Source organism: Mesorhizobium sp. WSM4306 (assembly GCF_007003975.1).
In the GTDB taxonomy this organism is placed as follows: domain Bacteria; phylum Pseudomonadota; class Alphaproteobacteria; order Rhizobiales; family Rhizobiaceae; genus Mesorhizobium.
In genome coordinates this window covers 101,772-122,326 of the sequence record NZ_VFTC01000008.1, presented here as the reverse complement: position 1 = coordinate 122,326, position 20,555 = coordinate 101,772, and the positions used below count along the sequence as shown (strand labels likewise).

The following is a 20,555-nucleotide window of genomic DNA, read 5'->3' as shown; positions in this document are numbered from 1 at the left end:
TGGATGCGGGAGGGGGAGAAACGTTCCCTGGGAATCGGCGAAGGCCGAAGATCAGCCTTGCAAGCCGAGCCGCTTCATCACCGCTTCGGTCAATCGCTCGCAACGCCGGCCAGCGAAGGGAAAGGCATCGAGCAGCACCGGGCCGATTTCGTCATCCAGCGCCTTGCGCACCAGGGCACGCGCTCGGTGCAATCTGGTCTTGACGGTCTCGGGCCGCACGCCAAGCAGATCAGCCGTTTCCTCGATGTTCAGGCCCTCGATAACGCGGGCAATGAAGACTGTCCGATAGACATCGGGGAGATTGTCGGTCGCTCGCTCGACCAGCCCGAGAATCTGCCGCTGCGCCATCGTCCGCTCCGGATCGTCACTTGGGTTGAGGGGGAACTGGATGATTTGCGCTTCCTGGCTTGCAGGCATAGCCATGGTGCGCCGCCTCTTGCGCAAGCGGCCGAGCGCTTCGTTGATGACGATGCGCGACAGCCAGGTCGCCAGGGAAGCATCGCCACGAAACGTCGCGAGAGCGGCAAACGCCCGGACATAGGCCTCCTGGACGATGTCCTCGGCCTCGCTGTCATTGCGCACGACGCCACGCGCGATGCGATAAAGCCGCTGATTGTGCATCTTGATGATGGCACGGAAGGCGCCCGCCTCGCGCGCCATTGCGCGGTGGACAAGCTGCATGTCGCCGGGCGCGGAAACCGCGACAGTTTGTATTGCTGACTTCCTGGTCACGACGGCTCTCCCTGGCCAGACGCTTGATCGGGACCTTGGATGCTGCCGCAGACAAAAGGTTCCCGACCTTTTCGGCACCTGGAGCGATCTATCCTACAGCTTCTGGCCGCGCCTTGTCTGCCGTCTGTATCCGAGCGGCTGCCGCCAGGAGATCGCTCTGCGTGATCAGGCCGAGGATGCGGCGCTCGCCGTTGATGATGACCGCGGCATGGCTGCGGCCGTCGGTGAGTATGGGTAGCAGGCTCATCGCCGGCGTGTCGGGGGAGGCGGTGCCGGCGTTCGACATCACGCCTTTCACCGTTTCTGTGGCTCTCGTCAATTCGCGAAGGCCGACGGCGCCGACCAGCCTTGCCTCCGCATCGACCACCGGCAAGGTGCGGATGTTGTGGTCGAGGAGTTGCTGTCGCGCCTGATCGGGCGAGGCGTGCTCAGGCACCGACACCACGTCGCGGGACATGATGTCGGCGCACAGCAACGTTCGGTGCGAGCGGACCATGGCCTGCAGTTCGACCTGGCGCAGCAGCAATTCGAGATCGCTACGGTCGATGTCGAAAGTCTCGTCCAGCGCACCAAGCGCGGCATCGATATCCTCGGGCCGGAAGCCGACGCGCTGCACGGCCGGCGGGTCTGCCGTTCCATGGCTGTTGGCGGCAGGGGCGGGCCGGTGCGGGTAGCTGCGCCGCGACAGCCTGTGGAAAGCATAGCCGAGTGCGACCAGAATGATGGAATTCAGCGCCACCGGCACGAAGGGAAACAGGAAGCCGGCGCTGGTCACCGCCGGTCCGCCGAGGACGGCGGTCAACGCGGCGGCTCCGCCCGGCGGATGCAGGCAGCGCGTGAACGACATGGCAGCGATCGCCAGCGCCACGGCCATACCCGTGGCGAGAGCCGGCTCGTGCACGAAATGCGCAACGATCACGCCGATCAGCGCGGATATGGTGTTGCCGCCGATGATCGACCATGGCTGCGCCAGCGGGCTCGCAGGCACCGCAAACAGCAGCACCGCCGACGCGCCCATCGGCGCCACCAGCAGCGGCACATGCGGGCCGTTGCCGAGCACCAGCGCGCCGATCGCTCCGGTCAGCGCAATGCCGATCATTGCGCCGATACAGGCGATGAGGCGCTCGCGCAGCGTCGCGCCGGCGAGAATGGGGACGAAGAGACGAAAGGCCATGGTAAGCTCAGTCTGGCTGGAAGTTGCGGCTCGAAGCGCCTTGCAATGCGAGCTGACTGCCCGCTTTGAAAGTCAATCCAATCCGAAAAACCCGCATATTCGGGAAATAACATTGCGCACAGCCGAGCAATGAGCGGCTTTGCGACATCGGGCGTCTCACAACGCTTCCCAGCCAGTCTTTTCAGGCTTTTGTGCCGGTTTGCGGATTCAGCTTGGTAGGTTGCGGTTCATGCTGCCGCGGCCGCTGCCAGTCCGCGCAGGATGTCGGCCTTGAGGTCCTCGACGTCCTCGAGCCCGATCTGCAGGCGGATGAGCGGGCCGTCATAGGGGCCCTTGGCGACGGTGCGATCGCCGAGGAAGACCGGCACGGCAAGGCTTTCATAGCCGCCCCAGGAATAGCCGAGGCCGAAGATCTTCAGCGCATCGAGGAAGGCGTGCTGCTGTTTCTGGCCACCGCCCTTGAGCACAATGGAAAAGATGCCGCTCGAGCCGCAAAAGTCGCGCTTCCACACGGCATGGTCGGGATGGCTGGGGAGCGCGGGGTGCAGCACGCGCGCAACGCCGGGCTGCCCTTCGAGCCAGGAGGCAATGGCGAGCGCGCTCTTTTGATGGTGATCCAGCCGCACGCCCATCGTGCGCAGGCCGCGCAGCACCTGGTAGACGTCGTCGGGACCGGCACAGCAGCCCATCGTGTAGAACGTCTCGCACAGCTGTTTCCAGCAGTCGGCATTGGCCGACACCGTACCCATCAGCACGTCGGAATGTCCGGCCGGGTACTTCGTCGCCGCATGGATCGAGATATCGACGCCGTGGTCGAGCGGGCGGAAATAGAGCGGCGTCGCCCAGGTGTTGTCCATCATGACGATGGCGCCGGCCGCGTGCGCTGCCTTGGCAATGGCCGGCACATCCTGCACCTCGAAGGTGTTTGAGGCCGGCGATTCCGTGAGCACGACCTTGGTGTTGGGCTTGATCAGCTTGGCGATGCCGGCGCCGGCATATGGATCGTAATACTCGACCTCGACGCCCAGCCGCTTCAGCATCGTGTCGGCGAAATTGCGGGTCGGGTGATAGACGGAATCGACAATCAGGATGTGATCGCCCGCCGACAGGAAAGCCAGAAGCGGAATGGTCACCGCCGCAAGGCCCGACGGCACGATTATCGTGCCGGCCGAGCCTTCCAGCGCGTCGATCGCATGCGCCAGCGCGTCGGTGGTCGGCGTTCCGCGCGTGCCGTAGGTGTATTTCTGGCTGCGCGCCGCCATCGTCGCGGCATTGGGGTAGAGCACGGTCGAGGCATGCACGACCGGCGGATTGACGAAGCCGAAATAGTCGTGCGGGTTGTTGCCTGAATGGGCAAGCCGCGTGTTGATGCCCAGTTCGCTGCCGTCTGTCGCCATGGTTCGCCGCCTGTCAAAGGATGTCAGGAGATCAGCCATAAAGCGGTGGCAAAGCCCGCGCAACAGCCGTGGACCCGCCAAGCGGTGGGGTTTAGATGGGCCAATCCATCGCGGTTCGCGCCTCCAACAAAGCATCGCTATAGTGACGGCGGAGTCTGCCGCGAGCTATGGACTTGTGCGACTGCTTCTTTGACTGATTTGTTTGCACGGGTTGCCGATTTCCTGGTGCTCTTGTGTGCATTTCAGGCATTCGCGGCAATTGGTTTTCAAAGCTGTCGTGAATCGGTCATTTCCCTTGACCTCACAGGAATAATCGCCTTCGATGCAGTTCGTGAATGGGAGGGGCCGGGCGTCGGTTACGACGCGGGGTTCCGGAATGCACCGGATGGGAGCCGGGTTCACGCGGGAAAAAGATCAGGATTTGCCTGAGGATCAGGGTTTACCTGAAAACAGAAAAGGGTCTGTGGGTTATGAAACACATTGCAATTGGCATTCTCGGCGCCGCTGCGCTTGGATGGATGGCTTCGTCTGCGTCGGCGACCACGCTCGGCGACGTCAAGGCGAAGGGCTTCATCCAGTGCGGTGTCTCGACTGGTCTGGCCGGTTTCTCGGCGCCTGACGACAAGGGCGACTGGAAAGGCATCGATGCTGATTTCTGCCGCGCCGTCGCGGCTGCCGTCTTCGGTGACGGCACCAAGGTCAAGTTCACCCCGCTTAGCGCCAAGGAGCGCTTCACCGCGCTGCAGTCGGGCGAGATCGATATCCTGTCGCGCAACACCACCTGGACCATCAATCGCGATACCGCACTTGGCCTGAACTTCATCGGCGTCACCTACTATGACGGCCAGGGCTTCATGATCAACGCCAAGAAGCTGCCGGGCGTCAATTCGGCGCTGCAGCTTTCGGGTGCGGCGGTCTGCGTGCAGAGCGGCACCACGACCGAGCTCAACCTGGCCGACTACTTCAAGGCGAACAAGATGGAGTACAATCCGGTCGTTTTCGAAAAACTGGAAGAGGTCAACGCCGCCTATGACGCCGGCCGTTGCGACGTCTATACGACCGACCAGTCGGGTCTCTATGGCATCCGTCTGACGCTCAGCGCGCCGGCCGACCATGTCGTGCTGCCCGAGATCATCTCCAAGGAGCCGCTCGGTCCGGCCGTGCGCCAGGGTGACGACCAATGGTACCACATCGTCAAGTGGACCTACTTCGCGCTGTTGCAGGCCGAGGAACTGGGCATCACCCAGGCCAATGTCGAGGAGCTGAAGACCTCGGATAATCCGGAGATCAAGCGCGTGCTCGGTCAGGAAGCCGAAACCAAGATCGGCACCGACCTCGGCGTGAGCAATGATTGGGTCGTCAACATCGTCAAGGCCGTGGGCAATTACGGCGAGATGTTCGAGCGCAATGTCGGCACCGGCAGCCCGCTGAAGATCGCGCGCGGCATCAATGCGCTGTGGACCAAGGGCGGCCTGCAATACGCGCCACCGATCCGCTGATCGAAATGTGATCCGGAAGGCAGATCGTCTGCCTTCCGGTTTCTCTTTCCAGGGGATGGTGCAATGGCGTCGCAGGAAGTTCTTCGCGAGGAGCCGAGCCGGGGTTCCTTCATCAACGATCCAAAAGTCCGCGGGATTTTTTTCCAGGCGGTGGTTGTCATCTTGCTGGTGGCGGGCGTCTGGTGGATCGTCCACAACGTTATCGAGAATCTGCAGCGCCTGCATATCGCTTCCGGGTTCAGCTTCCTGAAAAACCGCGCCGGGTTCGACATCCCAGTCAGGCCAATCGCTTACACCTCGGACTCGACCTATGGCGATGCCATCATTGTCGGGCTGATCAACACCATCATCGTCGCCCTTGCTGGCATCGTCACCGCGACCATCATCGGCTTTGTCGTCGGTATCGGCCGCTTGTCGCGAAACTGGCTGATTCGCAAGATCTGCACCGTTTATGTTGAGGTGTTCCGCAATATCCCGCCGCTGCTGGTGATTTTCTTCTGGTATTCAGGCGTGCTGGCGGTGCTGCCGGCGCCTCGCGACAGTTTCAATTTGCCGTTCGGCTCTTTCCTCAACCAGCGCGGCTTCTATTTTCCACGGGCTATCTGGGGCGAAGGTTCCTGGCTGATCTTCGTCGCTTTGCTTGTCGGCATCGCCATGGCGTGGTTCGTAGCCCGCACGGCGCGCCAGCGGCAAATGGCGACCGGCCAGCAATTCCCGGTGTTGTGGACTTCGCTGGCGCTGATCGTCGGCCTGCCATTGCTGGCCTACGCACTGGCCGGCTTTCCGCTGAGCTTCGATTTTCCCAAACAATCGACCTTCAACCTGACCGGCGGCTTCCAGATCGGACCCGAGTTCCTGTCGCTCTATCTGGCGCTGTCATTCTACACGGCCGCCTTCATTGCCGAGATCGTGCGCGCCGGCATTCTCGGCGTCAGCAAGGGCCAGACCGAGGCGGCTGGCGCGCTTGGGCTGCGGCCGGGATCGATCCTGCGGCTTGTCGTCGTGCCTCAGGCTATGCGCATCGTCATCCCGCCGCTGACCAGTCAGTATCTCAATCTGACCAAGAACTCGTCGCTGGCCATCGCCATCGGCTACCCGGACCTGACGGCAATCGCCGGCACGGTGCTGAACCAGACCGGCCAGGCGGTCGAGGGCGTGCTGATCATGATGGTCGTCTACCTCATAATTAGCTTGGTGACCTCGGCAGTCATGAATGTGGTCAACGCCAGGATGGCGCTGGTGGAGAGGTAAGGCCATGCAGGAACATGATACCTCCTGGGTACGCACCGAAATGGCACTTGCGCAACAGCCGCCGGCCGGAGTGCGGGGGCCCTTGGCATGGGTTCGCAAGAACCTGGTCGGTTCGGTGGGCGACGTCATCCTGACCGTACTGGCTATTGCGCTGGTGGTGATGATCGTGCCGCCCATCATCAACTGGGCCTTCATCAACGCCCAATGGGTGGGGCCGGATCGCACGGTATGCGCCACGGCAGGGCAAGGCGGCATCCAGCCGGACGGCTGGTCCGGCGCCTGCTGGGCCTTCGTCAACGCCAAGTTCGGTCAGTTAATGCTTGGCCGTTATCCGATCGAAGAACGCTGGCGGCCGATCCTGGTCGCCATTCTGTTCGTGGCGCTGCTGGTGCCGCTGCTGATCCCCCGCGTGCCGCGCAAGGGGTTGAACGCCATCCTTCTGTTCCTGGTACTGCCGATCATCGCCTTCGTGCTGCTGGTTGGCGGTATGTTTGGCCTGCCTCATGTCGAGACGCAGCTGTGGGGTGGGTTGCTGGTGACGCTCAGCCTGTCATTTGTCGGTATTGCAGTGTCGCTGCCAATGGGGATCGTGCTGGCGCTCGGCCGACGCTCCAAGATGCCGATCGTCAAGACGCTGTGCGTGATCTTCATCGAGTTCGTTCGCGGCATCCCGCTGATCACGGTTCTATTCTTCGCCAGCGTCATGCTGCCGCTGTTCCTGCCTGCGGGCGTTTCCTTCGACAAATACCTCAGGGCGTTGATCGGTGTGTCGTTGTTTGCCGCTGCCTACATGGCCGAAGTGATACGCGGTGGTCTGCAGGCGATCCCCAAGGGTCAGTATGAGGGTGCGGATTCGCTGGGCCTCGGCTACTGGCAGAAGATGACGCTGATTGTACTGCCGCAAGCGCTGAAGCTGGTCATTCCCGGCATCGTCAACACCTTCATCGGCATGTTCAAGGACACCAGCCTGGTGATCATCATCTCGATGTTCGACCTGCTTGGCGTCGTCAAGCAGAACTTCGCGGACGCCAATTGGGCGACGCCGCAGACCGCGAGATCTGGCCTGATCTTCGCAGCCTTCGTCTTCTGGCTTTTCTGCTTCGGCATGTCGCGTTATTCGATGTACACGGAACGCCGGCTCGACACCGGCCACAAACGCTAAGAACAAAAAGGGGAACCTGCCATGGCTATAGAAAATGCCGTCAGCGCCGAAGAGATCAAGGTCGATGCCAAGAAGATGCACATCTCGACCACCGATGTCGCCATCGATATCATCGGCATGCACAAATGGTATGGCGAGTTCCATGTGCTGAAGGACATCAACCTGAAGGTGATGCGCGGCGAGCGCATCGTCATCTGCGGTCCTTCGGGCTCCGGCAAGTCGACCATGATCCGCTGCATCAACCGGCTGGAGGAACACCAGAAGGGAAAGATCATCGTCGACGGCAAGGAACTGACCAACGATCTCAAAAAGATCGACGAGGTGCGTCGCGAGGTCGGCATGGTGTTCCAGCACTTCAACCTGTTCCCGCATCTGACCATCCTGGAGAACTGCACGCTGGCGCCGATCTGGGTGCGAAAGACGCCGAAGAAGCAGGCCGAGGAAATCGCCATGCACTTCTTGAAGCGCGTGAAAATCCCGGAACAGGCCAACAAATATCCGGGCCAGCTGTCCGGCGGCCAGCAGCAGCGCGTGGCGATCGCGCGTTCGCTGTGCATGAACCCGCGTATCATGCTGTTCGACGAGCCGACCTCGGCGCTCGACCCTGAAATGATCAAGGAAGTTCTGGAGACGATGGTGGGTCTGGCCGAGGAAGGCATGACGATGCTGTGCGTCACCCACGAAATGGGCTTTGCCCGCAAGGTCGCCAACCGGGTGATCTTCATGGATCAGGGCCAGATCGTCGAACAGAACACGCCGGCCGAGTTCTTCGACCATCCGCGCCACGAGCGCACGAAACTCTTCCTGTCGCAGATCCTGCACTGAGCATTTTCCATGCGAACCAGAAAAGCCCGGCCGCAATGCGGTCGGGCTTTTTTGCTATCTGGGGCCGGACGATGACGTCGGGAGACCGCAAAGCCGCCGCCGCATGAGAAAAGCCCTGCGTTTCCTGGCCATGTTGGTTGTCGCGGCCGCACTTGCCGCAACACTCGGCACTTTGGTGCCGCGCCCGCTCTGGCCGGCGGCCGCTGCGGGTGCGGGCACGCGCCACATTCTTGTGCTGAAGAATCCGATCCACACCGACATCGCCATTCCGGTTGATGATGCCGTGCGTCAGCGTTTTCGTTTTCTGGTCGATGCCGGCATCCCCGCCGATGCTCCCGAGGTGCGCTATATCGTCGTTGGCTGGGGTGGCCGCGCCTTCTATCTGGAGACGCCGAGCTGGTCTGAGCTGAAGGCAGTGCCAGTGCTCAAAGCATTGACGCTGGACGCCTCGGTCATGCATGTCGATATCGCCGGCGCCATCGCCGAGCCGCATCCCGATGTCACCGGCTTCGACATCGATGAGGCGCGGTTTGCGGCACTGCTCGATTACATCGACGCGAGCTTCCAGCAAGGACCGTCCGGGCCGCTCGTCATCGAGAATGCGGCCTATTCCCGCTTCGACCGCTTCTTCGAGGCGAACGGCCATTTCAATGCGCTGGTCGGTTGCAACACCTGGACGGCGGCGGGCCTGCGCACCGCCGGTCTGCGCACCGGCTGGTGGAACCCGATGCCGGCCTCGCTCGGCCTGTCGATGCGGCTGTACAACTAGGCGAAACCGGCATCCCGGCGACTTCTAGCGCCGGATGATTTTCTGCGGCTCCCAGCCGTAGAGCCAATCGAGATCGGCCGCGAGCTTTTCGGGCGAGCGCATGGCCAGGAACAGGTTGCGGGCGACAGCCACCGGGCCGGCGGCGTGCCAGGCTAGGCGGTTGACGGCGCCGCGACGTGCGGCTTTGGCGACCCGCGGCCGCCGCAGGTTTTCCCAGATCTGAAGACTCCTCGCCGGATCGGCAGGGAAATCGGCGGTGACGTCAGCCAGCGTCACGGCATCCTCGATCGCCATGGCCGCACCTTGTGCCGCAAAGGGCGTCATCGCATGCGCGGCGTCGCCGATCAGGGCGATGCCTTGCGGGCTCGTCCACCGCGCTTGTTCGACGGTATGGATCGGAAAAGCCGTCCAGGGGCCTGCCAGCGCCACAAGCTTGGCCAGGCCCGGCGTTGTGCCGCGCGTGGCGCCGTCGAGAACAGCTGGGTCGGCATGGCCCGACCAGCCTTCGTCAATACGCTCGCCCTTGGTGAAGGCGGCGAGATTGAAAGCGCGGCCGTTGCTGACCGGATAGGCGACCATGTGGAAGCCGGGATGCAGGAATGTGGTGACGCAGTCGGCGGCGGCGATGGCGGCAAAGGCTTCTCCGGCGGCACTCTCGGCCGCAACTGTTGCCCGCCAGGCGAGTTCGCCCGAGAAGCGGCTTTTGCCGAAAGCCGGTTCCTTACTCGTAAGCAGCGCCCGAACCGATGACCAGACGCCATCGGCGCCTACCAGGAGCCGGCCACGTGCCTCGATGGTGTTGCCATCCGCTTCGGCGGTCACGGCAACATCTGGCGCATTGACGGCGATGCTGCTGACGCGTGCACCCGTGACAAGCTCAATCCCCGTCCGCTCAGCCACCTGCGCCAGCAGCGCCGCCTGCAGATCGGCGCGGTGGGCGACGAGATAGGGCGCCTGCCAGCGCGCTTCGGCGGCTTGCCCAAGTGGCACCCGTGCCAGTTCGCGCAACGTTGCCGCGTCCTTCAGCACCACCGCTTCCGGCCGTAAGGCCGCCGGCAGCAGCCGGTCGAGCACGCCGAGTTTTCGAAGAATGCGTGTTGCATTGGGCGAAAGCTGAATGCCGGCGCCGGCCGCTTCGAGGCGAGACGCCTGTTCGAACAGCTTTACGGGATAACCGCGTTCGGCGAAGGCAAGGGCCGCGGTCAGCCCAGCAATGCCAGCCCCGGCGATTATGACCTGCCGGGCCTGTGTGTCCTGCATCGGGCTTGTCGCGAAAGGTTCAGGCGGCCTGGTCGATATAGAGGCAACCGGGCGGCTGGGTTTCCGTCGCCTTCAGCTTCGCCGAATAGCGATAGAGCGTCGAGCAATAAGGGCAGACTTTTTCATTGTCGTCGCCCATGTCGAGGAAGACATGCGGATGATCGAAGGGCGGGTTGGCGCCAGTGCACATGAATTCCCGGACGCCGATCTCGATTGCCGGATGGCCCGCATCGTTCTGGAAATGGGGAATGGAACCGCCTGCCATCGTCGTCTCCTTGATCTCGTCGAAAAGCATCTGGATCATAACGGACCTGTTTGCAAGATCGATGAAATGAAACTGTCGCAAAAGGCTGGCAGAGGATAAGTTGAGCCGGTTAAGCGCATGACCGGGAAGCCGAGCGATTCCGCGACGGATTGTGCGTCACAAGGGCATGTTAGAGCGTCCATGACCATTCCGGCATGTGCGGCGCTCCAAAAGGAACGGTTGCGGGCAGGAAACCATGAACGAACTGAAGCCGGTGCAGAGCGAATTCATCAATGTCGAGGTGGCAAGCCCCGAGGGCGGCAACCCTGACCGCTTCGTCAACCGCGAATTCTCCTGGCTGCAGTTCAACCGGCGCGTTCTCGAAGAATCGCAGAACGAACACCACCCGCTGCTCGAACGCGTCCGTTTCCTGTCGATCTCGGCCGCCAATCTCGATGAATTCTTCATGGTCCGCGTCGCCGGTCTTGCCGGCCAGGTTCGCGAAGGCATCGCGCTCAAGAGCCCCGACGGGCGCACGCCCGAGCAGCAGCTCGAACAGCTTTTGCGCGAGGTCGAGCGGCTGCAGGAGGACCAGCAGAACAGCCTGTCGGCGCTGATGCTGCTGCTCAACAAGGAAGGTATTGAGAGCATCACCCGCGATGCACTGACCAAGGATGAGAAGGTCTGGCTGGAAGATCATTTCCAGGATCAGGTCTTCCCGGTGCTGACCCCGCTATCGATCGACCCGGCGCATCCGTTTCCGTTCATTCCCAATCTCGGCTTCTCGATGGCACTGCAATTGCGCCACCGCAAGAATGGCGAGGAGATGAGCGCGCTTCTGCGCCTGCCGGTGGCGCTGAGGCGCTTCATCCGTCTGCCCGACCGCAAGCAGCATGTCCGCTTCATTCCGCTCGAGGAGGCGGTCGGCCTCTATATCGGCAAGCTGTTCCCTGGCTACGAGGTCAAGGGCTCCGGCACCTTCCGCATCATCCGGGACAGCGATATCGAGGTCGAGGAGGAGTCGGAAGATCTCGTGCGCCTGTTCGAGACGGCGCTGAAGCGCCGCCGCCGCGGTTCGGTCATCCGCATCGAATTCGACAAGTTGATGCCCGGCGAATTGCGCGAGTTCGTTGCCGGCGAGCTTGGCGTCTCTTCGAGCCGCATCAGCGTTTTGACCGGCCCACTGGCGCTCAGCCAGATTTCGGAGATCGTCTCCGTGCCGCGTGACGACCTCAAGTTCAGGCCCTACAATCCGCGCTTTCCCGAGCGCATCCGCGAGCATGGCGGTGATTGTTTCGCGGCCATCCGCGAGAAGGACATCGTCGTCCACCACCCCTACGAATCCTTCGACGTGGTGGTGCAGTTCCTGCGCCAGGCGATGGCCGATCCGGAAGTGGTGGCGATCAAGCAGACGCTCTATCGCACCTCGAACGACAGCCCGATCGTGCGCGCGCTGGTCGATGCCGCCGAGGCCGGCAAGTCGGTGACGGCGCTTGTCGAGCTCAAGGCGCGCTTCGACGAGGAAGCCAACATCCGCTGGGCGCGCGATCTCGAGCGCGCCGGCGTCCAGGTCGTGTTCGGCTTCCTCGAACTGAAGACCCACGCGAAAATGTCGCTGGTGGTGCGGCGGGAAGACGGCAAACTGCGCAACTATGTGCATTTGGGCACCGGCAACTATCATCCGGTCACCGCGCGCATCTACACCGACCTGTCCTTCTTCACCACCGATCCGACGATCGCGCGCGATGTCGCGCAGCTGTTCAACTTCATCACCGGTTATGCCGAGCCGACCGACGAGATGCGGATCGCCATCTCGCCGTTTACGCTGCGCAGCCGCATCCTGAAGCACATCGCCGACGAGATCGGCCATGCGCTGGCCGGCCGGCCGGCGCGCATCTGGATGAAGATGAACGCGCTGGTCGATCCGAACATCATCGACGCGCTCTATGACGCCAGCCGCGCCGGCGTCGAGGTCGACCTCGTCGTGCGCGGCATTTGCTGCCTGAGGCCACAGGTGCCGGGCCTGTCGGAAAACATCAGGGTCAAGTCGATTGTCGGCCGCTTCCTCGAACACAGCCGCATCTACTGCTTCGGCAACGGCCACGGCCTGCCGTCGGACGAGGCGATCGTCTACATCTCCTCGGCCGACCTGATGCCGCGCAATCTCGACCGCCGCGTCGAGACCATGGTGCCGATCACCAATCCAACTGTGCATGAACAGATACTTGGCCAGATCATGCTGGGCAACATCATGGACAACCAGCAAAGTTTCGACGTATTGGCTGACGGAACCTCCCGGCGCGTGGCGCTGGAGGAGGGTGAGGAACCGTTCAACGCGCAGGAATATTTCATGACCAATCCTAGCCTGTCCGGACGGGGCGATGCGCTGAAGTCGCATGCGCCCAAGCGCATCGCGCAGTTCAAGCGCCGCAAGAAAAACGCTGCAGCGTCCGGCTGATGATTTCAACTTCCCAGGGCCGGCTGCAGGATCGCCGACCGCTGTCCATCATCGACATCGGCTCGAACTCGATCCGCCTTGTCATCTATGAAGGGCTGGCGCGCTCGCCGACCCTGCTGTTCAACGAAAAGATGCTGGCCGGCCTCGGTCGCGGCATTGTGTCGACCGGCAAGCTCGATCCCGAGGGCGTGACCCGCTCGATGGAAGAGTTCCGCCGCTTCCGCGCGCTGTCCAACCAGGCCGGTGCCGAGCACATGTATGTGCTGGCGACCGCCGCTGCCCGCGAGGCGATCAACGGCCCCGATTTCATCCACCGCGCCGAGGATGTGCTCAAGACCGAGATCCGCGTGCTGACCGGCAGGCAGGAGGCGCATTATTCGGCGCTCGGCGTCATCTCCGGCTTCCACCCGGCCAACGGCATTGCCGGCGACCTTGGCGGCGGCAGCCTGGAGCTCATCGACATCAATGGCGAGGCGATCGGCGACGGCATCACGCTGCCGCTGGGCGGCCTGCGGCTGCAGGATATGGCCAAGAATTCGCTCGCCCAGGCGGCCAAGATCACGCGCGAGCAACTGGCGCGGGCCAAGCTCTTGAAGGGCGGGCAGGGCAGGCCCTTCTACACCGTCGGCGGCACCTGGCGAAACCTCGCCAGATTGCACATGGAAATGAGCAACTATCCGCTCGGCGTTATGCATCACTACGAGATCTCGACCGAAAGCGCTTTGAGCTTCCTCAAGCAGGTGGCGCGGCCCGAGATCGAGAAGGTCCGCGGCATCGAGGGAGTCTCCAAAAACCGACGCTCGCTGCTGCCCTATGGCGCGGTCGTGCTGCAAGAGATCATGGCGGCGATGCAGCCGTCGAAGATCATCGTTTCGGCCCTCGGCGTGCGCGAGGGGTTCCTTTATTCGCTGCTCGACCAGGCCGAGCAGAAGGCCGATCCACTGGTCTCCGCCTCGGAGGAACTGGCCCGGCTGCGCTCGCGTTCCGTCACCCATGCGAATGAGTTGGTCGAATGGACGGGCAAGACCTTTGCCGCCTTCGGCATCGACGAGACCGAGGATGAGGCGCGCTACCGTCACGCCGCCTGTCTGCTGGCCGATATCGGCTGGCGCGCGCACCCGGAATATCGCGGCAAGCAGTCGCTCAACATCATCGCCCACGCTTCCTTCATCGGCGTCGATCATCCCGGCCGCGCCTTCCTGGCGCTGGTCAGCCTGTTCCGGCACGAGGGTGTGTTCAACGACGCCGCGCCGGAAATCCGCGGCCTGGCGACGCCGCGCTATCTCGAGCGCGCCCGCATCCTGGCGGCGGTGCTGCGCGTCGTCTATCTGCTGACCGCGGCCATGCCCGGCGTCATGCCAAGACTGAAATGGGAAAACCGCGGCAATGGCACGCTGGCGCTGGTGCTGCCGGCAGCACTTTCCGACCTTTATGGCGAGCGCCCGGCCGGACGCCTGGCGCAACTGGCGCGGATCACCAACCGCCGGCTGGTGCTGGCGGTCGAAGGCGGGCAGAGCGTGTCGGTGAAGTAGTCCAGACACGCTCAGCCGCGGCCCGCAGCCATCCGCCCATCGATCGACCAAGCGCCGGCACCAGCCATGGCCAGTGCCAAAAAACCGCCGGCGATGGCAATGTCCTTCATAAGCATCTGCTGGTGCAGGAAGGCGAGCATTGGATCATCGCCGCCCTGGCCGTAATGGCCGATGGCGCCAGCGACGATACAGAAGGCGGCAAGCAGCAACGCGACCACCGGCGTCTGGAAGCCTACCAGGATCAACAGCCCGGCGATCAGCTCGAACAGCCCCGTGCCCCAGGCGGCAAGCGTCGGCAGCGGCACGCCGAGACCGGCGAAATAGCCTGATGTGCCGGCAATGTCTGCGAGCGCATGGTAACCGGACGGGATGAACAGGGCGGCGAGCAGCAGCCGGGAAAGCAGAAGCAGTGCATCGCGGGGCATGGTCGTCTCCGTTGTCTGTCCGCCGGCTGTTCTGAACCCGATCCTAGCAAGATAGGACGCGGGCGCTCTTAGACAGACAACGAAAAAGCGGCACGGAAAATTCCGCGCCGCTTTTTTCAGGCTTGGGAGGGAAGCTCAGCCGCGCCTGGCGTCGATCGAGTAGGCGCCCGGGCCCGAGGAAGCCAGCAGAAGGAAACCGCCGGTGATGGCGACGTTCTTCAGGAAGTGGATCATCTGGTTTTGGTCGGCCCAACCGGTGTGGGCCACGAAAGCCGTAGCGATGGTGAAGATGGCAAGCACCCAGGCGGCGATACGGGTCTGGAAACCGACGAGAATGGCAAGGCCGCCGAGCAATTCGACCAGGCCGACGACAATGGCCGTTACGGTCGGCACCGGCAGACCCATGGCGCCGAAATAGCCGGCGGTGCCGGAAATGGCGGTGAGCTTGCCGAAGCCGGAAAGCAGGAAGATGGCGGCGAGCAGGATGCGGCCGAGCAGGATGGTGGTGGAGCTGTTGGACGCGGTGCCGGCTCCGGCAGTGGAAGTGTTGATGGACATGGTGGCTCTCCGAAAAGGGTTGATGCCCTGTCAGATAGACCAAGCCGACTGTTCACCAAAGACGCCAGTCGGCGACGCATTGTTCACAGGGCGTACATTTCAGTGATCGGTTGAAAGGCGCAAAATTCGTGTCGGGCCAGCGTTCAACGGCAGTACATTTTTCCCACCGCCAAATTCCTGAGGCAGGTTGACGCAATTCCCCAGGGAATCGAGACGCGCCTGGACTTGCTTATCCCGGATGCGTCATGTCCTCGGGCCGCACCAGCCGGTCATAGTCGGCCGCGCTGACCAGCCCGGTGGCCAGCGCTTCCTCGCGCAAGGTCGTTCCTTTTTTGTGCGCGGTCTTGGCGATCTTGGCGGCATTGTCGTAGCCGATTGTGGGCGCAAGTGCGGTCACCAGCATCAGCGAGCGGTCGAGCGCCGCCTTGATGTTGTCCTCGCGCGCCTCGATGCCGACGACGCAATTGTCGGTGAAGGAGACCGAGGCGTCGGCGAGCAACTGCACCGACTGCAGGAAATTGTAGGCCATCAGCGGGTTGTAGACATTGAGCTCGAAATGGCCCTGGCTGCCGGCGAAGGTCAGCGATGTGTTGTTGCCGAAGACCTGCACGCAGACCTGCGTCATCGCCTCGCACTGGGTCGGGTTGACCTTGCCCGGCATGATCGAGGATCCCGGTTCGTTTTCCGGCAGCGACAGTTCGCCGAGGCCCGAGCGCGGGCCCGAACCGAGGAAGCGGATGTCGTTGGCGACCTTGAAGAGTGCCGCGGCCGCCGCGTTGATGGCGCCGTGCGAGAACACCATGGAGTCATGCGCGGCAAGCGCCTCGAACTTGTTCGGCGCGGTGACGAAGGCGATGCCGGTGATATCGGCGATGCGTGCCGCCACCTTTTCGGCAAAGCCCACCGGCGCGTTGAGCCCGGTGCCGACGGCGGTGCCGCCCTGCGCCAGTTCCTGCAGGCCGGGCAGCGTCATCTCGATGCGCTTGATCGAGGAGGCGACCTGCGCGGCATAGCCCGAAAACTCCTGGCCGAGGGTGAGGGGCGTGGCGTCCTGCGTGTGGGTGCGGCCGATCTTGATGATATGGGCGAAGGCCTTGGTCTTGGCCTCGAGCGCGGCATGCAGATGCTTCAGCGCCGGCAACAGGTCGTGCACGATGCGCTCGGCGCAGGCGATGTGCATGGCCGTCGGATAAGTGTCGTTCGACGACTGGCTCATATTGACGTGGTCGTTGGGGTGCACCGGCTTCTTCGAGCCCATGACGCCGCCCAGGAGTTCGATCGCCCGGTTGGAGATCACCTCGTTGGCGTTCATGTTGGACTGCGTGCCCGAACCGGTCTGCCAGACCACCAGCGGGAAATGGTCGTTGAGCTTGCCGTCGATGACCTCTTGCGCCGCCTCGATGATCGCCTTGCCGATGGCCGGATCGAGCCGCTTCAGCTCCATATTGGCTTCCGCCGCCGCCCGCTTGACGATGCCAAGCGCGCGCACGATCGAGGCCGGTTGCTTTTCCCAGCCGATCTTGAAATTGCCCAGGGAACGCTGCGCCTGCGCGCCCCAATAACGGTCGGCGGCGACCTCGATGGGGCCGAACGTGTCGGTTTCGGTTCTGGTCCTGGCAGCGGTCACTTGTCTCTCCGACGATCGAATTCGGCAACGGCGTATCGCGTTGCACAATGGCCTTCAAGCAGAGATTGCGGTGGTTAAGGATACAAATCGGTTGAAGCGCGCCTGATCGCCGTGCTGGCAGCTGTCAGCGCGGAACCTTCTTCTGCCAACGGCGCAATTTGGTTCGCAGATAGGACATGTAGCCGAACGGAAGTGTCCGCCGTCCGGAGGGCTGATACGGCCGCTCTCCCAGGCGTTGGCCCACGAGCGTCATCAGTCTGCAGCGCGCCGGAGTTTCCAGGATCTGCATGCGTTCGACCAGATTGTCGGGCAGGGGCTTTGAGCGCCATGCAAAATAGGCCTCATACTCTTGCGGCGTTTCAATGAGGTGCTGAAGGTAGACAGCAAGCTCCCTGGCGCTGCCGAAGGCACTGGCGTCGACATAGGAGTTTCTCGGCACGAACTCGTCCACATTCGGTGCGCCGAGATAGATCGGCACCGTGCCGGCCAGGAATGCGTCGTAGATTTTCTCGGTGACGTAGTCGGCCTCGATCGCGTTCTCCATGGCGAAGCAGAATTTATGTCGCGCAATGGTTTCAATCTTGGTCTGCGGGCCGAGATCGGGACCGGCGACAGATCGATTGTTGAAGTAACGGCCATAGGAATCTATTCTGATGTGGCGCGCCAGTTCGGTCGCCAGGTCGATCCGCTTGCTGGCATTCGTCCCGGCTGATTGAAAAAGCGCGACAGGCGCTTCTTCGGTTTTGGGCATGATTGTTTTCGCCAGCGTGTCCTTCCACCACTGGGCGGGCGGAAGATAGGGTGTCCAGACATCGGACCCGGTTTCATGCGTCATCGTGATGTCGAAGTGGCGCATGAACTCCGGAGCGGTGACGCGCTGGTAGTTTTGGCCGCATTCCATCGACCAGGCCACCCAGTACTGGCCGGGATATTTGTACGCATCGCCGATTTCGCGAAAGTCCGGAAGATGGAAGACCATCGCCGCAGCCTCGGATATCCGGCGTTTGTCCAATGTCCATCGCCCGGGCATTGTGCATTGTATCGACGTTATATCGACAGGTTTGCCAAAGAACGTTGTGTAGAAAAGGATCAGCGGATCGTCTGACGGCATGGCACCGGGGATATCTGGAATTCTGCTCGATGCCTAGACAGACGCGGGATCGAGAGACTGGTCAAGCCCGCCGCTCGTTCGAAGCCGCCTCATCCCGCCGTATAGCCGCCGTCGATCGCAAAAATGCCGCCACTGGTCCAGGCGGCCTCGTCGCTGGCCAGATACACAGCGATGCCTGAGAGGTCCCCGGTCTGGCCGATGCGGCCAAGCGGGTAGCTGCGCTCGACATAGGCCTTGAGCTCGGCTTGCGCTGCCGCCGGCAGGTTTTCGATCGATTTGCGCCGCATGGCGGTGTCGACCGTGCCGGGCGCGATCGCATTGACCCTGATACCGCGCGGCCCAAGCTCGAAGGCCAGCGATTTGGTCAGCGAGTTCAGCGCGCCCTTGGACAGGGAATAGAGGCTCGACGGCCGCTTCGGGATCATCTTGTTGGCGAAGTAGGAGGAGATGTTGATCACCGAGGCACCCGCGCCGAACTGCGGCAGTAGCCGTTGGGTAAGGAAGAACGCCGCGCTCACATTGAGCGCGAAGGATTGCTGGAACTGGTCCTCGGTGACGGTCTCGAACGGCACCAGATAGGCGACGCCGGCATTGTTGACGAGGATATCGAGCGGGCCGGTTGCTTTCACGCGCTCGACCACGGCATCGATACCGGAAGAGGTTGAAAGATCGGCCGACTGAGTCTCCACGCTGCCTGCGGCCGTCAGTTTCTGGCGTGCCGCTTCGAGCTTTTTGGTGTCGCGGCCAACGATCAGTACTTCGGCGCCTTCGCGCAAAAAGGCTTCCGATATGGCCAGGCCAATGCCATCCGAACCGCCGGTGACCAGTGCCCGTTTGCCAGAAAGTCTCATTGAAGGCCAAGTCGCATCGACGCTCTCGCTGTTCCAGGTCAGGAAAGCAATGCCGATCGACGAGGGCGGTCAAGCCGCCGGCCTATCGCTCAGTATGAACTTCGGTAGGTCCCGTCCCGATCCAGTTACCGCAGCAGCGATTGCGACGTCGGCGACAGGCGCAAAGTTTCAGTCGGCCTGGTCGTATCGGCCGCTTGCTGAAACGACTGCCACCATGGCGAGGCAGCAAGGGCTGCGTCATGGCGAGCGTGCGCTTCGACGCTGTCGAAACCCGTGACGGCGATGAAGACGTTTTCGCCCAGGCGCACCGGCAGGCGGGGAAAGCTGTTTTCGGCATGTTCGGTGATGAAGGCGCCGAGCAACCGCCCGCCGGCGGCGGCAAGGATCGGAACGGTATCCGTTTCGAAATTGCCGGCGAAATCGGCCTTGGCGCCAGGCCGCAGATGATGAATCCGGATGACAACAATACCGGTCAAGCGATTGTCTGTGCTCGGCTTTCCATGATCCGGCAAAGCGCCTCGCTGCGCGCCCGACAGGTCGAAACCGGCGCCTGACCAAGCCGGCTTCAAGAGCAGCACATCGTCGGAATCGATCATCGTCGCATTGGCGGCGTCACGGTGCGCCGCCCATACCGACCCGTCATAGAAGGCGGTAAGCGCGTCCTTCCGCGCTTCCATGTCGCCAAAACCGCGCAGCCAGACGAACATGTGGAGCCGGTCGAGGTCGCGAAACTGGCCGATGATGGTCATCCCGGCGTCTTCCTGGCCTTCGATGAACTGACCGTCGAAGATATCGATCAGCGTCTCGCGCCGGCCGGGTTTCAGCGTGTATTGCCGCAACTCGACGACCGGTGAAGCAAGCAGACTGGTCGTGGCAGGCACATTGAGGGAAAGGGTCATTGTGTCGTCTCCAAAACAGGATGATCATCCGGTTTACAAAACAGACCGGTTGTCCTGTTTTGTCAATCTGCTATCGTTCGCAAATGTCAGCAGAGATTGCACAGGCCGCGAAAGAGCCCCCGCGAAAACGCACCAACGATCCCGAAGGCCTGCGCAACAAGGTGCTCGATGTCGCCGAAGCGTCGTTCCAGGCGCACGGCTATCATGGCTCCGCCCTTGGCGAGTTGATGGCTACCGCCGGCGTCAGCGGCGGCGCGCTGCATCACCATTTCCCCACCAAGAAGGCGCTCGCCTTGGCGGTGATCGAGGAGCGGGTGGCCGCCGCCCTGGACGAGACCTGGATCAGCCCGGTAAGGGCGGCTGATACGGCACGCGAAGGCGTGCGCGCAGTCTTCGAGGCGGTGGCGGCTGAATTGGAGCAGCAGGGCTTCGTTCGCGGCTGTCCGCTCAACAATCTGGCGCATGAATTGTCGCTCGCCGACCCGGATTTCCGCGCCGCTTTGGCCGGCATCTTCGCCGAATGGCGTCAGGCGATCGCCGACAAGATCAGGGCCGATCAGCAGGCGGGGAGGGAGCAAGGCACCGATCCCGAACGCTTTGCCGCATTTGCCGTCGCCGCCTATTCCGGCGCCATGTCGATGGCCAAGACGGCGCAGGACGCCAGCGTGTTGCGCGATTGCCTGGCCGAACTTGAGGGCAGCCCAATGCCGCCATTCCCGAGCAGAGCGAAGCGGCGTCGCAGGATTCTGCTGCGGCCGGGAAAACCTTGAGGCCAGGCCAG

19 protein-coding genes are annotated in these 20,555 nt (G+C 62.6%); 8 read left to right on the top strand and 11 right to left on the bottom strand.

Annotated elements, in window-relative coordinates; all coding sequences use genetic code 11:
• Positions 1-51: 51 nt before the first annotated feature.
• From FJV77_RS12300 to FJV77_RS12290, 3 genes are all read right to left on the bottom strand, one after another.
• Entirely contained in the window at positions 52-732 is a 681-nt protein-coding gene (locus tag FJV77_RS12300) for an RNA polymerase sigma factor (RefSeq protein ID WP_281408579.1), read from the bottom strand.
• Positions 733-820: 88 nt separating this feature from the next.
• Positions 821-1,906: an HPP family protein gene (locus FJV77_RS12295; protein WP_142867066.1), complete on the bottom strand. Its 1,086-nt coding sequence runs from the start codon at positions 1,904-1,906 to the stop codon at positions 821-823.
• A gap of 227 nt (positions 1,907-2,133) precedes the next feature.
• A complete protein-coding gene (locus FJV77_RS12290) occupies positions 2,134-3,303 on the bottom strand; it encodes a cystathionine beta-lyase (protein ID WP_142867065.1) in 1,170 nt (389 codons plus the stop codon).
• Between the two features lie 470 nt (positions 3,304-3,773).
• Here FJV77_RS12290 and FJV77_RS12285 point away from each other — a divergent pair, with 470 nt between their 5' ends.
• The 5 genes from FJV77_RS12285 (at position 3,774) to FJV77_RS12265 (ending at position 8,809) form a co-directional block, all read left to right on the top strand.
• Positions 3,774-4,802 carry an amino acid ABC transporter substrate-binding protein gene (locus tag FJV77_RS12285; RefSeq protein ID WP_142867064.1) on the top strand — a complete coding sequence of 343 codons (1,029 nt, stop codon included), beginning with the start codon at positions 3,774-3,776 and terminating at the stop codon, positions 4,800-4,802.
• A gap of 63 nt (positions 4,803-4,865) precedes the next feature.
• On the top strand, positions 4,866-6,053 hold the full coding sequence (locus FJV77_RS12280; RefSeq protein WP_142867063.1) for an amino acid ABC transporter permease: 1,188 nt from the start codon (positions 4,866-4,868) through the stop codon (positions 6,051-6,053).
• A gap of 4 nt (positions 6,054-6,057) precedes the next feature.
• On the top strand, positions 6,058-7,215 hold the full coding sequence (locus FJV77_RS12275) for an amino acid ABC transporter permease (RefSeq protein ID WP_142867062.1): 1,158 nt from the start codon (positions 6,058-6,060) through the stop codon (positions 7,213-7,215).
• A 21-nt stretch (positions 7,216-7,236) separates the two neighbouring features.
• Positions 7,237-8,040: an amino acid ABC transporter ATP-binding protein gene (locus FJV77_RS12270; RefSeq protein WP_142867061.1), complete on the top strand. Its 804-nt coding sequence runs from the start codon at positions 7,237-7,239 to the stop codon at positions 8,038-8,040.
• 103 nt (positions 8,041-8,143) lie between these two features.
• The gene (locus FJV77_RS12265; protein ID WP_142867060.1) at positions 8,144-8,809 is read left to right on the top strand and encodes a TIGR02117 family protein; all 666 of its coding nucleotides are present in this window, start codon (positions 8,144-8,146) and stop codon (positions 8,807-8,809) included.
• A gap of 24 nt (positions 8,810-8,833) precedes the next feature.
• Here the strand turns inward: FJV77_RS12265 and FJV77_RS12260 are convergent, their stop codons facing one another.
• Positions 8,834-10,069, bottom strand: a complete 1,236-nt coding sequence (locus tag FJV77_RS12260; RefSeq protein WP_142867059.1) for an FAD-dependent monooxygenase — start codon at positions 10,067-10,069, stop codon at positions 8,834-8,836.
• Between the two features lie 19 nt (positions 10,070-10,088).
• Positions 10,089-10,334: a zinc-finger domain-containing protein gene (locus tag FJV77_RS12255; RefSeq protein ID WP_142867150.1), complete on the bottom strand. Its 246-nt coding sequence runs from the start codon at positions 10,332-10,334 to the stop codon at positions 10,089-10,091.
• 235 nt (positions 10,335-10,569) lie between these two features.
• Here FJV77_RS12255 and FJV77_RS12250 point away from each other — a divergent pair, with 235 nt between their 5' ends.
• Positions 10,570-12,771 carry an RNA degradosome polyphosphate kinase gene (locus FJV77_RS12250; protein WP_142867058.1) on the top strand — a complete coding sequence of 734 codons (2,202 nt, stop codon included), beginning with the start codon at positions 10,570-10,572 and terminating at the stop codon, positions 12,769-12,771.
• Entirely contained in the window at positions 12,771-14,303 is a 1,533-nt protein-coding gene (gene ppx / locus FJV77_RS12245; RefSeq protein WP_142867057.1) for an exopolyphosphatase, read from the top strand. Before FJV77_RS12250 ends, ppx begins: the two co-directional genes overlap by 1 nt.
• 11 nt (positions 14,304-14,314) lie before the next feature.
• Here the strand turns inward: ppx and FJV77_RS12240 are convergent, their stop codons facing one another.
• The 6 genes from FJV77_RS12240 to FJV77_RS12215 all read right to left on the bottom strand — a co-directional run bounded on the left by FJV77_RS12240 (position 14,315) and on the right by FJV77_RS12215 (position 19,774).
• A complete protein-coding gene (locus FJV77_RS12240) occupies positions 14,315-14,728 on the bottom strand; it encodes a DoxX family protein (RefSeq protein ID WP_142867056.1) in 414 nt (137 codons plus the stop codon).
• Between the two features lie 135 nt (positions 14,729-14,863).
• On the bottom strand, positions 14,864-15,286 hold the full coding sequence (locus FJV77_RS12235; RefSeq protein WP_142867055.1) for a DoxX family protein: 423 nt from the start codon (positions 15,284-15,286) through the stop codon (positions 14,864-14,866).
• Between the two features lie 229 nt (positions 15,287-15,515).
• Positions 15,516-16,913 carry a class II fumarate hydratase gene (gene fumC / locus FJV77_RS12230; RefSeq protein WP_142867054.1) on the bottom strand — a complete coding sequence of 466 codons (1,398 nt, stop codon included), beginning with the start codon at positions 16,911-16,913 and terminating at the stop codon, positions 15,516-15,518.
• A 124-nt stretch (positions 16,914-17,037) separates the two neighbouring features.
• Positions 17,038-18,024 (bottom strand): glycosyltransferase family 10, encoded by a 987-nt coding sequence (locus FJV77_RS12225; RefSeq protein ID WP_142867053.1) that lies wholly within the window; start codon positions 18,022-18,024, stop codon positions 17,038-17,040.
• 89 nt (positions 18,025-18,113) lie between these two features.
• Positions 18,114-18,875 (bottom strand): SDR family oxidoreductase, encoded by a 762-nt coding sequence (locus FJV77_RS12220; RefSeq protein ID WP_142867052.1) that lies wholly within the window; start codon positions 18,873-18,875, stop codon positions 18,114-18,116.
• Positions 18,876-19,000: 125 nt separating this feature from the next.
• Positions 19,001-19,774, bottom strand: a complete 774-nt coding sequence (locus tag FJV77_RS12215) for an NIPSNAP family protein (RefSeq protein WP_142867051.1) — start codon at positions 19,772-19,774, stop codon at positions 19,001-19,003.
• 83 nt (positions 19,775-19,857) lie between these two features.
• On the opposite strand from FJV77_RS12215, the gene FJV77_RS12210 reads away from it, so the two are divergent.
• A complete protein-coding gene (locus FJV77_RS12210; RefSeq protein WP_142867050.1) occupies positions 19,858-20,544 on the top strand; it encodes a TetR/AcrR family transcriptional regulator in 687 nt (228 codons plus the stop codon).
• Positions 20,545-20,555: the final 11 nt, after the last annotated feature.